Source organism: Phytohabitans sp. LZ39, assembly GCF_059359075.1.
The window spans coordinates 66,705-79,437 of the sequence record NZ_JCADBM010000017.1; the positions used below are offsets into that span (position 1 = coordinate 66,705).

At 74.4% G+C, this 12,733-nt stretch carries 11 protein-coding genes; 2 read left to right on the forward strand and 9 right to left on the reverse strand.

Annotated features, from left to right (window positions below):
- Positions 1-284: 284 nt before the first annotated feature.
- The 3 genes from AC5L36_RS29175 to lgt all read right to left on the reverse strand — a co-directional run bounded on the left by AC5L36_RS29175 (position 285) and on the right by lgt (position 5,846).
- Positions 285-3,257 (reverse strand): AfsR/SARP family transcriptional regulator, encoded by a 2,973-nt coding sequence (locus tag AC5L36_RS29175; RefSeq protein WP_441215123.1) that lies wholly within the window; start codon positions 3,255-3,257, stop codon positions 285-287.
- A gap of 131 nt (positions 3,258-3,388) precedes the next feature.
- Positions 3,389-4,585 (reverse strand): FAD-dependent oxidoreductase, encoded by a 1,197-nt coding sequence (locus AC5L36_RS29180; protein ID WP_441215121.1) that lies wholly within the window; start codon positions 4,583-4,585, stop codon positions 3,389-3,391.
- Positions 4,586-4,610: 25 nt separating this feature from the next.
- Entirely contained in the window at positions 4,611-5,846 is a 1,236-nt protein-coding gene (gene lgt / locus AC5L36_RS29185; RefSeq protein WP_441215120.1) for a prolipoprotein diacylglyceryl transferase, read from the reverse strand.
- A gap of 120 nt (positions 5,847-5,966) precedes the next feature.
- Here lgt and AC5L36_RS29190 point away from each other — a divergent pair, with 120 nt between their 5' ends.
- Entirely contained in the window at positions 5,967-6,455 is a 489-nt protein-coding gene (locus AC5L36_RS29190) for an NUDIX hydrolase (protein ID WP_441215119.1), read from the forward strand.
- 122 nt (positions 6,456-6,577) lie between these two features.
- Here AC5L36_RS29190 and trpA read toward each other — a convergent pair whose 3' ends face one another.
- Genes trpA through trpC form a run of 3 tightly spaced genes read right to left on the reverse strand, consistent with a single transcriptional unit; the run spans position 6,578 to position 9,454 of the window.
- Positions 6,578-7,384 carry a tryptophan synthase subunit alpha gene (trpA, locus tag AC5L36_RS29195; protein ID WP_441215118.1) on the reverse strand — a complete coding sequence of 269 codons (807 nt, stop codon included), beginning with the start codon at positions 7,382-7,384 and terminating at the stop codon, positions 6,578-6,580.
- The gene (trpB, locus tag AC5L36_RS29200; RefSeq protein WP_441215116.1) at positions 7,381-8,601 is read right to left on the reverse strand and encodes a tryptophan synthase subunit beta; all 1,221 of its coding nucleotides are present in this window, start codon (positions 8,599-8,601) and stop codon (positions 7,381-7,383) included. The genes trpA and trpB overlap by 4 nt, the downstream gene beginning before the upstream one ends.
- Positions 8,602-8,650: 49 nt before the next feature.
- Complete coding sequence (gene trpC / locus AC5L36_RS29205; RefSeq protein WP_441215412.1) at positions 8,651-9,454, reverse strand: indole-3-glycerol phosphate synthase TrpC; 804 nt, start codon at positions 9,452-9,454, stop codon at positions 8,651-8,653.
- Between the two features lie 545 nt (positions 9,455-9,999).
- On the opposite strand from trpC, the gene AC5L36_RS29210 reads away from it, so the two are divergent.
- Positions 10,000-10,284, forward strand: coding sequence for a hypothetical protein (locus AC5L36_RS29210; RefSeq protein WP_441215411.1), 285 nt, complete (start codon positions 10,000-10,002; stop codon positions 10,282-10,284).
- Here the strand turns inward: AC5L36_RS29210 and AC5L36_RS29215 are convergent.
- The 3 genes from AC5L36_RS29215 to hisI are packed head-to-tail and all read right to left on the reverse strand — an operon-like array spanning position 10,197 to position 12,573.
- Positions 10,197-10,694 carry a Trp biosynthesis-associated membrane protein gene (locus AC5L36_RS29215; protein WP_441215115.1) on the reverse strand — a complete coding sequence of 166 codons (498 nt, stop codon included), beginning with the start codon at positions 10,692-10,694 and terminating at the stop codon, positions 10,197-10,199. The genes AC5L36_RS29210 and AC5L36_RS29215 overlap by 88 nt on opposite strands.
- On the reverse strand, positions 10,691-12,193 hold the full coding sequence (locus AC5L36_RS29220; protein ID WP_441215114.1) for an anthranilate synthase component I: 1,503 nt from the start codon (positions 12,191-12,193) through the stop codon (positions 10,691-10,693). Before AC5L36_RS29220 ends, AC5L36_RS29215 begins: the two co-directional genes overlap by 4 nt.
- Entirely contained in the window at positions 12,190-12,573 is a 384-nt protein-coding gene (gene hisI / locus AC5L36_RS29225; RefSeq protein WP_441215112.1) for a phosphoribosyl-AMP cyclohydrolase, read from the reverse strand. The genes AC5L36_RS29220 and hisI overlap by 4 nt, the downstream gene beginning before the upstream one ends.
- Positions 12,574-12,733 lie beyond the last annotated feature (160 nt).

The following is a 12,733-nucleotide window of genomic DNA, read 5'->3' on the forward strand; positions in this document are numbered from 1 at the left end:
ATTGCCCGGGTCCGCGTCAGCGGCGGACCGCCGCTCCCGCCGGAGACCGCGGAGCCCGGCGGCTCGCAGAGCGAGCCGAACCCCCCGGCCCCCGCTGCCACCCCCGCGCCACAAGCCCACCCCCGTGACGCACGGTGCGGGCGACCGGTTTTCGATTCTCTTGTCGCGGCGCAGGCGACTCGCTCAACATCTGGGCGGCGCCATGATCGTTAGCCCTACAGCCGCGGGGGCCCCGCGCAACGGCACGGACCACGACGGACGTCGCGGTAGCTCACAAAATTTCTCTAAATGGGCGGGATCAGAGCGCGCGCCGGCAATGGCGTGCCGTCGCCGAGGGCGGCGCGCAAGGCGGCCGCCGTCGCTTCGGTGTCGGGGCGTTCGCAGGCGGGGACGGGGGCGCCGATCTCGTCGCGGATGCGGCCGGCGTCGGCCAGGAGCTCGGCGGCGCGGGCCGGGTCGTCGCGGCGGTGTACCTCGGCGAGGGCCTCCAGCACGCTCGCCGTGCGCCAGCGGTCGCCGACCTTGCGGTGGGTCGCGAGGCTCAGCGCGAGATGCTCCTCGGCCCGGTCTGCCCGACCGGTGCGCAGCTCGACCAGGCCGCGGAGGTTGTGCGCCCAGCCGACGCCTTCGGGGAAGCCCAGCGCGGCGTAGCGCTCCAGTGCCGCGTCGAGCAGGCTTGTGGCGCGGTCGGTGTCGCCGCGGTAGAGGGCGACGGCGCCGAGGTTCATCAGGGCGGAGGCGGCCGCCTCGGCGTCGCCCAGGCGTTCGAACCAGCGGCGGCAGGCGCGCAGGCGCAGCTCGGCGCGGTCGAAGTCGCCGGCCAGCCAGGCGGTGAAGCCGCGCAGCTGCACGGCGCGGGCCTCGCCCAGCTCGTCGCCGCACTCGACGTAGATGGCGGCGGCCTTGTCGAGGTGGGCGGCGGAGGCCTCGTACTGCGCGCGTTCGCGGGCCACCGAACCGAGGATCATCTCCACGCGGGCCTCCGCACGGCGGTCACCCAGGGCGCGGTAGGCGGCGCGGGCGGTGCCGGCGTACTCGGCGGCGGCCGGGTAGTCGCACAACAGCATCGCCAGCATGGCGGCGTCGGCCGCGGCGGCGCCGCGCAGGAGGGCGGGGGCGCGGGGGTGGCGGGCCAGCGCGGCGGCGAGCCAGCCGCGGGCCTCGCGGTAGTGGCCCTCGATCCGGCAGTACATGGCGAGCGCGGTGGCCAGGCGCAGGTCACCGTAGGGCACGGCGATCGGGCGGGCCTCGGCCAGCCAGGCCATCGCGGCGCGCATGTTGGGCGCGTCGGCGCGCAGCCGGGCCAGCCCGGCCTCCTGGGCGTGGCCGCGCAGGTCGGTGTCGGCCGCTTCGGCGACCCGCAGGTAGTGCGCGGCGTGTGCGGTGCGGGCGGCGGGCACGTCGGCGTGCAGGCGGGCCAGCGCGTGGCGGCGGATGGGCATGAGCAGGCGGTAGCGGCCGGCGTTGGCCTCGACCAGCGACGCGTTGACGAGCTGGTCGAGCGCGGTGGGGTCGGAGCTGGTGCCGGCGCGCACGGCGTCGGCCGCGGCGGTGTCGAAGCTGCCCGCGAAGACCGCCAGGCGCTCGAAGAACGCCTGCACGTCCGGCGCGAGCTGCTCGAGGCTGGACTCGACGGCGGCCGCCACGGTGCGGTGGCGGGGCGGGGTCGTGGGGTCGGGGCTGTGCAGCAGCCGCTGGTCGGTGCGGATGCGGGCGACGATCTCGGAGACGCTCAACAGCGGGGTGCGCGCGGCGGCCAGCTCGATGGCGAGCGGCAGCCCGTCGAGCTCCGCGCAGAGCTGGGCCACCGCGTCGGCGCTGCCCTCGGGCACCGGGCGGCCCGAGCGCGCCTGGGCCCGCTCCAGGAAGAGCCGGGTCGCGGCGTGCGTGGCCAGGTCGGCCAGCGTGTGGCCGCCGGCCGCGGTGGGCAGCGGCAGCGGCGGGACGGGCACGATCGACTCGTCGTCGGCCCGCAGCGGCGCCCGGCTGGTGGCGAGGATGCGCAGCGCCGGGCAGCGGGCGAGCAGCTCGCGCGCCAGCTCGCCGCAGCCGGCGACCAGATGCTCGCAGTTGTCGAGCACGAGCAGCACCTCGTGCTCACCGATCTCCTCGGCGATCGCGTCGACCGGGTCGAGCCCGGGATCCTCGCGCAGGCCCAGCGTCTCGGCGACCGCGCTGGGCACCAGGACCGGCCGGTCGACCACGCTGAGGTCGACGAACCAGGCCACCGGCCCGCCCAGCACGCCGGCCGCGGCGATCGCCAGCCGGGTCTTGCCGGCGCCGCCGGGGCCTACCAGCGTGACCAGCCGGTGGGCGGCGAGCCGCGCGCCGATGTCGTCGAGGAGCGTGTCACGGCCGAGCAGGCTGGTCAGCGGCACCGGCGGCGGCGCCACCCGCCGGGGCACGCGGGGCTCGGGCCGGGGCGGGGCGGGCAGCTCGGCGATGTCACCGCGCTCGGCCGCGGCGGCCAGCGCGCGCAGCCGCTCGCCCGGCTCGACGCCGAGCTGGTCGGCGAAGGTGCGGACCGCGCGCTCGTACACCGATCGGGCGGCCGCCCGCCCGCCGCTGAGCAGCGACGCGGTCAGCAGCAGCTCCCACCGGCGCTCGCGCAGCGGGTGCTTGGCCACGCCCGCCTCGAGCTCGGTGGCCGCCACCTCCGCCGCCTTGGTGGCCTCGATGCCGGCACGCACCGCGGCCCGGTCGGCGACCGGCGCGCCGGTGGCCCGGACCGCGTCGCCGGCGTGGCGGAGCACGCAGTCCCACCGCTCCTCGTGGGCCCGGGTGCGGGTGTCGCGCAGCCGCTTGGCCTCCGCGGCCGCCCAGCCGGTCAGTGCGATCCCGTCGAGCGGGGTGTCGGAACGCCACCGGGCCAGCGCGCGGTCGTAGAGGGCGATCGCGGCCGGGAGGTCTCCCGCAGCCCGCCGGGAGCGGGCCCGGCGCAGCTCGTCTTGGCAGCGGAGCGCGTCGATATGCCGAGCGCCGAGGCGCATGCCGGACGGGCGGGTCTGTAGCGCGCCGCGCAGGCCGACCCGGGCCAGCGCACCGGCGAGTGCCGCCGCGTCGCGGTCGAGGGCCACCGGGTCGAGGCCCGCCGCGCTCAGCTGGGCCCAGCCGACGACCTCACCGCCGCGCAGGCCGAGGGCGGCGAGCAGCCGGCGCGCGCCGGTGGCGAGCGGAACCGGCCCACCCGGACCGGTCAACTCCACCGGCCCCAGCAAGCGCACCTGTCCCGGGCGTACGCGTAGGCCATCGGTCATTGCGCGTAGTGTGCCCCTCGCGCGCTGCGACGGTCAGCATCCGTTCGGTCCGACTTCTGCGCCCGCCGTGTGCCGGCATGGATGTCCGCCCGGCTACGTGACTGCCCCCTTCGGGCAGATTCGCGATGAGGTCAGGCGGGGGGTTTCCAGGCCGCGGCGGCGGTCGCCGCACTGCCCATCAGGCGCGGGCTGATCGTGCCCAGCGCGGCGTCGCGGGCGCGCAGCGCGAGGCGGCCCCGGGCCTGGAGCACCGCGGACATCCGGCGGGTCTGGCGCACGACCGTGGCGGCGCGGGGTCGGCGCTGCCGGGAGTACGCGGCGATCGCCTCCCGCACCTGCCCGCCGGGCACCGCGTCGCGCAGCACCGAGCCGAGCGTCGCCGCGTCTTCCAGCGCGAGGCACGCGCCCTGGCCGAGGTGGTGCGGCATCGCGTGGGCGGCGTCGCCGAGGAGCGCGAAACCGCCCGGCCCGGCCGGGAAGCCGTACTCGCGGGGCAGCGGGCGCAGCTCGCGCACCTCCTGCTGCACGAGGTCGTCGGGCTCGGTGGCGGCGAGCAGGTCGCCGATCGGCGGGTGCCACTTGGCGAACCACCGCCGCAGCAGCGCGAGCTGGGTGGCCGGCGGCTCGGGCCGGGGCGCGCCGGCGGCCGTGGCGACCCAGTAGACGCCGCCGCGGGTGGAGCCGCCGGACGAGCCGCGCTGGCCGAGCTGGGCTGCGACGAAGCGGTATCCCGCGCCGAGCGTCTCCCCCACCACCGGGCGCCCCTCGTTGAGCGGTGGCACGCGATACCACGGGATGACGGCCCGCCACGCCGCGCAGCCCGAACTGACCACAGTGGACTCCGGCGCCAGCCGCCGCCGCACCGCGCTGTCGATGCCGTCGGCGGCCACGACGACGTCTCCCTCGTACGTGGTGCGGCCGTCGCTCACCGCGGGCCGCTCCCGCTCGTCGGCCCGCACGCCGCGCACGGTCACGCCGGTGCGGATCTCGACCCGGTCGCCGAGCCCGGCCACGAGCGCGTCGTACAGGTCTTCGCGGTGCACGATCACCGGGCCGCGCCCGACCACACCGCGCGGCTGCACGAGCCACTGCCCGTCCGGCCGGCGTACACCGCTGTCGGGCAGCGGCGTGGCGATCGCGTCGAGCCCGCCGGCGAGGCCGAGGGCGTCGAGGGCGCGCATCGCGTTCGGCCAGAGGATCAGCGCGGTGCGCTCGGCCCGGACCCGGTCGTCGCGCTCCAGCACAGTCACCTGCCAGCCGGACCGGGCCAGTGCGCCCGCTACGGCCAGGCCGCCGATGCCCGCCCCGACGACCACAGCCGTACGCATCGGTGGCGCCCCCTAGTCTCGTGCCTCAGCGGTCGTCTTTGGAGGTGACCGCGCGGTCCGGCGGGTCGGCGTCGCCGGCGGGGCCATTGTCGCCGTCCGCGGAAGCGCCGGGGTCGGACGCGCCGTCCGCCTTCTCGGCGTCGTCGTCATCGTCGCCGGGGTCCTCGGTGATCGCCACGTCGCCGGTGCGCTCGATCGTCTCGTCGTCCGCGAAGTCATCGAGCAGGTCGCCCGAGTCGCCGGCCGGCTCGTCGTCGGGTGGCAGGTCGCCGGTCTCCTTGTACCGCAGGTACTGCTCCTCGGTCACCACGCGGTAGCCGCTGGGCTTGGCCGCCGCCCGCTCGGCCGCGCCGCCGGAGACGTCCCGCTGCGAGACGTCGGTGCTCCCGCCGCCGACCGGGGCGAGCGCCGGCGCGTCCCGGGGCACGAGGAACTCCTGGAAGCCGCGGGTGCGCACGAAGTAGAGCAGGGCACCGAGGAAGAGCAGCACCGAGACGTACACGTTGACCCGCACGCCCGCGATGTCGTTGGCCTCGTCGGTGCGCATCAGCTCGATCCAGAACCGGCCGACCGTGTAGCCCATCACGTAGAGCGCGAAGGCCCGCCCCTTGCCCAGCTTGAACCGGCGGTCGACGAGCAGCACCAGCACCGCGACCCCGATGTTCCACAGCGCCTCGTAGAGGAACGTGGGGTGGTAGAGGTCGGGCTCGAGGATGGGGTCGCCGTTTTGGTCCTTGAGGGCGTGGCCCGGGTTTTCCGGGTCCATCTGGTGGATCTTGAGGCCCCAGGGCAGGGTGGTGACGCCGCCGTACAGCTCGTTGTTGAACCAGTTGCCCACCCGGCCGACCGCCTGCGCGAGGGGCAGGCCCGGTGCCACCGCGTCGGCGACGACGGTCAGCGGGATGCCGAGCTGGCGGCAGGCGATCCAGCCGCCGAGCACGCCACCGGCGACCGCGCCCCAGACGCCGAGGCCACCCTCCCAGATCTTGAACGCGTCAGCCGGGCTGCCGCCCTCGCCGAAGTAGTCCTGCGGCGACGTGATGACGTGGTAGAGCCGGGCGCCGACGATGCCGAACGGCACCGCCCACACCGCGATGTCGAGGACCGCCCACGGCGGCCCGCCGCGGCGGCGCAGCCGGAACTCGGTCACCGCGCAGGCGACGGCGATGCCGAGGACGATGCAGAGAGCGTATGCCCGGATCGGGATCGGACCGAGCTCCCAGACCGCTGAGCTGGGGCTCGGGATTGCGGCGATTGTCACGGGTGCACACGCTACCGTCGCGGGCCGCGCTCGCGTTAGCCCGGTCACGCCCAAATCGGGCATGGTTTGTCGGTGAACGACGGCTGACTTCTCCGTTGGGCAGTCGTACGCTCTTTGTCCATGAGCTCTTTGACCTCCGCGGTGGCCGCCGTCATCACCGACGCCGCCGGCCGCGTGCTGCTCTGCCAGCAAAGTCAGGGGCACCGGCTGTGGTGCCTGCCCGGCGGTCGCATCCGCCAGGCCGAGAGCCCGGTCCACGCGGCGATCCGCGACATCCGCGAGGAGACCGGTCTGGAGACCCACATGGTCGACCTGGTCGGCGTCTACGAGCTGACCGGCAACACCTGTGGCGAAGACATGCCCGACGTGCTCAAGTACGTCTTCCGCGGCCAGATCGACGGCGGCGAGGCGAGCGTCAACTCACCCGGCCGGATCAGCCGGCTGTCCTGGCACGACCCCTCGATGCTGCCCGAGCCGATGACCCCGGTCGCCCGCGCGGCGATCGCGGACGCGGTGGCCGGCCACTCCGGTGTGCTGCGCCACGTGCTGCGCGACAGCGAGCCGGAGATCCCCGAAGCCGCCGAGCCGCTCACCGCGGTCGCGGCCTAGATCGCGAGGGAGGCTAGCGCGGCGGCGTCTGGACTGAGGCGACGCGGACCTCGACCACCGCAGACCGCCGCCGAGGGAAGACGTCGCCTTCAAGCGCTGCGCGACCGAGCGATCCGTCAAACTCAGGCCTCCCGCTTGACGGCCCGCACGCCGCGGGCCAGGTCGGCGCTGAGCGCGCGCAGGGACGCCAGCCCGGCGGCCTCGTCGGGCGCTTCCAGCACGCACCGGACCAGTGCGCTGCCCACGATCACCCCGTCGGCGAAGGAGCCGACCTCGGCGGCCTGCGCGCCGTCGCGTACCCCCAGACCCACGCCGACCGGCAGGTCGGTGACCGCCCGGACCCGGGCGACGAGCGCGGGCGCCGCGGCCGACGTCTGGTCGCGGGCGCCCGTGACGCCCATGACGGCGGTCGCGTAGACGAAGCCGCGGCAGTGCCCCACGGTCATCGCGAGGCGGGCGTCGGTCGACGACGGCGAGACCAGAAACGTGCGGTCGAGCTGGTACGCGTCGGACGCGGCCAGCCACTCCCCCGCCTCGTCCGGGATGAGGTCGGGCGTGATGAGACCGGTGCCCCCGGCGGCGGCGAGGTCGCGGGCGAAGGCGTCCACGCCGTACCGCTCGATCGGGTTCCAGTAGGTCATCAGCACCACCGGCACCCCGGTGCCGGCCACGGCCTCGATGGCCCGGAGCGTGTCCTGGGTGCGGACGCCGCCGGCGAGCGCGATGTCGCTCGCCTTCTGGATAACCGGACCGTCCATGACCGGATCCGAGTACGGCAGCTCGACCTCGATCACGTCGATGCCCGCCTCGGCCATCGCGACCATCGCGGCGATGCTGCCCTCGACGGTCGGGAAGCCGGCCGGCATGCACCCGATCGCCACCGCGCGCCCCTCGGCCCGCGCCTTCTCGAAGACCTCGGTGAGGCTCATGCGTCCAAGATCCCGAAGTAGGAACCCGCGGTCTCCACGTCTTTGTCCCCCCGACCCGACAGGTTGACGATGATGGTCGGCTCGCGGCCGAGCTCCGCGGCGAGCGCCGGCGCGATGGCCAGCGCGCCGGCCAGCCCGTGCGCGCTCTCGATCGCCGGGATGATGCCCTCGGTGCGGCAGAGCAGCTGGAACGCGTGCATCGCCTCGGCGTCGGTCACCGGCAGGTACTTCGCCCGCCCGGCCTCGTGCAGCCAGGCGTGCTCCGGCCCCACGCTCGGATAGTCGAGGCCCGCAGAGATCGAGTACGACTCGACGGTCTGCCCGTCCGCGTCCTGGAGCACGTACGTCCGGGCGCCGTGCAGCACGCCGGGCGAGCCGCCGCTGAAGCGCGCCGAGTGGCGGTCGGTGGTGACGCCCTCGCCGCCGCCCTCGAACCCGAACAGCCGGACGCCCTCGTCACCCACGAACGCGTGGAAGATGCCGATCGCGTTGGACCCGCCACCCACGCAGGCGGCGACCGCGTCGGGCAGCGTGCCGGTCTGGTCGAGGAACTGCTGGCGCGCCTCCACGCCGATGCCGCGCACGAAGTCGCGCACCATGCCCGGGAACGGGTGCGGCCCGGCCGCCGTGCCCAGCAGGTAGTGCGTGTCGTCTACAGTGGACACCCAGTCGCGGAGCGCCTCGTTGATCGCGTCCTTGAGCGTGCGGGAGCCAGTCTTCACCGGGACGACCGTGGCGCCGAGCATCTTCATGCGGGCGACGTTGAGCGCCTGGCGCTCGGTGTCGACCTCGCCCATGTAGACGACGCACTCCAGGTCCATCAGCGCGGCCGCCGTGGCGGTGGCCACCCCGTGCTGGCCGGCGCCGGTCTCGGCGATCACCCGCGTCTTGCCCATCCGCTTGGTGAGCAGCGCCTGGCCGAGCACGTTGCGCACCTTGTGCGCGCCGGTGTGGTTGAGGTCTTCGCGCTTGAGGTAGATCCGCGCGCCGGCCGCCGCGGAGAACCGGTCGGCGCGGTAGAGCATCGACGGCACGCCCGCGTAGTCGCGCAGCAGCCGCCCGAACTCGGCCTGGAACGCCTCGTCGGCCATCGCGTGCCGGTAGGCCACGTCGAGCTGGTCGAGCGCCGCGATGAGCGCCTCGGGCACGAAGCGCCCGCCGAACCGCCCGAAGTGCCCGCTGACGTCCGGCAGGAGGCCGGCGGCTGAGGCGTTCACCGTCCTTCACCTTCCGGTCGGTGCCGCGCCGGAAGCGCGGCTGAGGCGTTCATCGCACCGGCCTGGGTGTGGCGGGGTGGTTGCCCGCGTTGACCAGCTCGGCCACCGCGTCGCGGGGGCTCTTCTTGGTGACCAGGCCCTCACCCACGAGCACGGCGTCGGCGCCGGCCGACGCGTACCGGATCAGGTCGTGCGGCCCGCGCACGCCCGACTCCGCGATCTTCACGACGCTGTTGGGCAGGCCGGGCGCGATCCGCTCGAAGACCGAGCGGTCGACCTCGAGGGTGCGCAGGTTGCGCGCGTTGACGCCGATGACCTGGGCGCCGGCCTCCAGCGCGCGGTCGGCCTCCTCCTCGGTGTGCACCTCGACGAGCGCGGTCATGCCGAGCGACTCGATCCGCTCCAGCAGGCCGGTCAGCACCTTCTGCTCCAGCGCCGCCACGATCAGCAGCACCAGGTCGGCACCGTGCGCGCGGGCCTCGTGCACCTGGTAGCTGGAGACGACGAAGTCCTTCCGCAGCACCGGCACGCCGACCGCGGCCCGCACCGAGACGAGGTCGTCCAGCGAGCCGCCGAACCACCGCCCCTCGGTGAGCACGCTGATGCACCGGGCGCCGCCCGCCGCGTACTCCGTGGCCAGGTCGGCCGGGTCCGGGATCTCGGCCAGCTGCCCCTTGGACGGGGACGAGCGCTTGACCTCGGCGATCACGCCCACGCCGGGGCGGCGCAGTGCCGCGTAGGCGTCGAGCGGTGGTGGAGCGGCGGCCGCGAGCTCCTTGACCCGCTCCAGCGACACCCGCTGTTGTCGCAGCTCGACGTCCTCCCGCACACCGGCGAGGATCTCGTCGAGCACACTCGCGGGTCCCCCGGCGGCCGGCTTGCCGCCCTCGTCTTCCGCGTACGCATGCTCAGCAGTCACCAACGGACTCCCCTTTCCGGGTGTCATTCGCCCGATGCTAGGGGGCGCCACGGACGTGTCCGAGTCCGGGGTATGGCACGCCTCACGGGTTGGACTCGGGCATAATGCCCGAGCTGGTCGGCAAGATCCGTCCCGAGGAGCGCAGCGACGAGGCCGGATCGCGCCGGCCAGTCGGGCATCAGCGAGCGAAGCGAGCGCGATCAGCACTGCCCGAGCTGGTCGGCAAGATCCGTCCCGAGGAGCGCAGCGACGAGGCCGGATCGCGCCGGCCAGTCGGGCATCAGCGAGCGAAGCGAGCGCGATCAGCACTGCCCGGCGCATTGTTCGCCGCGTCACGTTCCGGCCATGCGATGGCCATCTGTCCGGGCTGTTGCCGGACACTTGACCGTCGGGTCACCGACCCGAAACACACCTCCCGCACGATCATCTTCAGGCAGACTGTTCGACGGTGCCCGTCACCCGAGTCCCGGAGCGCGACCATGAGCACACAAAACACCGGCGGCCTTGTCGAGATACCCCGTTCCGTCCTTTCGATGGCTGTCGGCGTGATCGACACGGTCGAGCGCGTCGTCGTCGGGGACGCCCGGGTGCGCACCGCCCAGCGCAACGCCTGGGAGGCCATCTGCGCCGACCGGGCCCGCGCCCTGCACCACGACGAGGTGCGCCGCCTGGTCAGTCAGCTCAGCGTCGGGTCTTCGCCGCGGTCGAGCGCGTCCCAGGCCGCCGTCGGGCCGTCGGCCGGCCGCCGCGCCGCGCGCTCGTAGCGGGTACCCAGGCCCGGCCAGGAAGGCCCGCGCACGGCGGCGGCCGCGCCGCCCGCGGCGAGCGACAGCCCACCGGCCACGCAGGCCAGGGCCCACGCGGTGGTCTCGCCGAGACCGTAGGCGCCGCCGGCCGTGACCCCAAGACCCACAAGCAGCAGGAGTACGCCGAGCCAGCGCCGCACCGCGCGACGGGTGGCCACGACCGCGCCGGCCCCGGCGAGCCCGACGACCGCCAGGGGCGGCAGCCAGGGCAGCAGGTCACCCCCGGTCTGCGCCGTGCGGGTGGGTGGCAGCGGCTCGGGCCGCGCGACGACGTCGACCGCCCAGGTGCGGGTGGCCGCGAAGAGCGCCAGCCCGGCGCCGGCGAGGCAGAGGACGACGGTATAGGCCAGCTGGCGTCGCTCGTTCATCGGGCCGGTTTCAACGTCTCCGCCGCGGCGATGGCGGCCAGCACGGCGGCCGCCTTGCTCCGGGTCTCCCGCTCCTCCGCCGCCGGGTCGGAGTCGGCGACGATCCCCGCGCCCGCCTGCACGTAGGCGCGGCCGCCGCGGATCAGCGCGGTGCGGATCGCGATCGCCATGTCCATGTCGCCGCCGAAGCCGAAGTAGCCGACCGTGCCCCCGTACAGCCCGCGGCGGGTCGGCTCCAGCTCCTCGATGATCTCCATGGCCCGCACCTTGGGCGCGCCGGAGAGCGTACCGGCCGGGAAGGTGGCGGCCAGCGCGTCGAACGCCGTCTGGTCCGCGCGCAGCTCACCGACCACGGTGGACACGATGTGCATCACGTGGCTGTAGCGCTCGATGGTCGCGAACTCCGGCACCTCCACCGTGCCCGGCCGGCAGACCCGCCCGAGGTCGTTGCGGCCGAGGTCGACGAGCATCACGTGCTCGGCCCGCTCCTTGGGGTCGGAGATCAGCTCGGCGGCGAGGCCACCGTCTTCCTCCGGGGTCGCGCCGCGCGGCCGGGTGCCCGCGATGGGGTGCAGCAGTGCCGTCCGCCCGGTCACCTTGAGGTGCGCCTCGGGCGAGGAGCCGACGATGTCGAAGTCGTCGAAGCGGAGCAGGTACATGTACGGGCTGGGGTTGGTCGTGCGCAGCACCCGGTAGACGTCCAGCGGGTCGGCGGTGGTCTCCCGCTCGAAGCGCTGCGCCACCACGATCTGGAAGCACTCGCCCGCCCGGATCGCCTCCTTGGCCACCTCGACCGCCTTCGGGTACGCCCCGGCCTCCGTGCGGCTGCGGACCTCGCCCGCCGGCGGGCTGTCCACTGTGGAGATCATCGGCGGGATGGGGCGGGAGAGGGCGGTGGTCATCGCGTCGAGGCGCCCGACCGCGTGGTGGTACGCGGCGTCGGCGTCGTCGCCCTGGACGATCGCGTTGGCCACCAGGATGGCGGCGCCCTCGTAGTGGTCGAGCACCACGAGGTCGGTGGCGAGCATCATGCCGAGCTCGGGCAGCCCCAGGTCGTCTTCGGCCAGGGTGGGTAGGCGCTCGAAGCGGCGCACCAGGTCGTAGCCCAGGTAGCCGACCATCCCGCCGGTGAGCGGCGGCAGGCCTTCCGGCGGCTCGTTGTTGGTGAGGGCGGCGACCGTCTGCTTGAGCACGTCGACCACCTCACCCTCGGTCGGCACGCCGGCGGGTGGGGCGCCCAGCCACACGGCCCGCCCGTCCCGCTCGACAAGGGTGGCGGCGCTGCGCACGCCGATGAACGAGTAGCGCGACCACGCGGTGCCCGCCCCCTGCTCGGCCGACTCCAGCAGGAACGTGCCGGAGCCGCCGGCGAGCTTGCGGTAGACCCCGATGGGCGTCTCTCCGTCGGCCAGCAGCCGCCGGGTCACCGGCACCACGCGGCGGGTAGCGGCGAGACCGCGGAACGTGGCGAGGTCTGGACTGACCGCTCCGGTGGTCATGCGGACGCTCCCGTCTTGACCGGCAGCTCGTCGAAGAAGCACGTGTGGTTGCCGGTGTGGCAGGCGGCGCCCACCTGCTCGACGGTGACCAGCACGGTGTCGCCGTCACAGTCGAGCGACACCGCCTTCACGTACTGGTGGTGGCCCGACGTCTCGCCCTTCACCCAGTACTCCTGGCGGCTGCGCGACCAGTAGGTGGCCCGCCCCGTCGTGAGGGTGCGATGCAGCGCCTCGTCGTCCATCCACGCCATCATGAGCACGTCGCCGGTGCTCTCCTCACGCACGATCGCGGCCACGAGGCCGGCATCGTTACGGCGCAGCCGCGCGGCGATCATCGGGTCGAGTGCGGACGGCCTTCTCGGCGGTTCGGGTAGTGCCACGGTGTCCAATTGTTCCGCACCGGAATCGGTGCTCTTCCGGGGGCTGTGCGAAGGAGCGCCGGACGGTAGGTTGTCGGTGCGCCGCCAGGGTCTCCGGCGGGGTGCCCAGTTGTCAGGCTGGGCCACTATCGCAACGGTTCGGCGTCATGTCCGCCTTCCC

Excerpts from the sequence above, each read along its gene's own strand:
- AC5L36_RS29175 (WP_441215123.1), bottom strand. The coding sequence starts at position 3,257 with ATGACCGATGGCCTACGCGTACGCCCGGGACAGGTGCGCTTGCTGGGG.
- AC5L36_RS29180 (WP_441215121.1), bottom strand. The coding sequence starts at position 4,585 with ATGCGTACGGCTGTGGTCGTCGGGGCGGGCATCGGCGGCCTGGCCGTA.
- AC5L36_RS29190 (WP_441215119.1), top strand. The coding sequence starts at position 5,967 with ATGAGCTCTTTGACCTCCGCGGTGGCCGCCGTCATCACCGACGCCGCC.
- trpA (WP_441215118.1), bottom strand. The coding sequence starts at position 7,384 with ATGAGCCTCACCGAGGTCTTCGAGAAGGCGCGGGCCGAGGGGCGCGCG.
- AC5L36_RS29210 (WP_441215411.1), top strand. The coding sequence starts at position 10,000 with ATGAGCACACAAAACACCGGCGGCCTTGTCGAGATACCCCGTTCCGTC.
- AC5L36_RS29215 (WP_441215115.1), bottom strand. The coding sequence starts at position 10,694 with ATGAACGAGCGACGCCAGCTGGCCTATACCGTCGTCCTCTGCCTCGCC.
- AC5L36_RS29220 (WP_441215114.1), bottom strand. The coding sequence starts at position 12,193 with ATGACCACCGGAGCGGTCAGTCCAGACCTCGCCACGTTCCGCGGTCTC.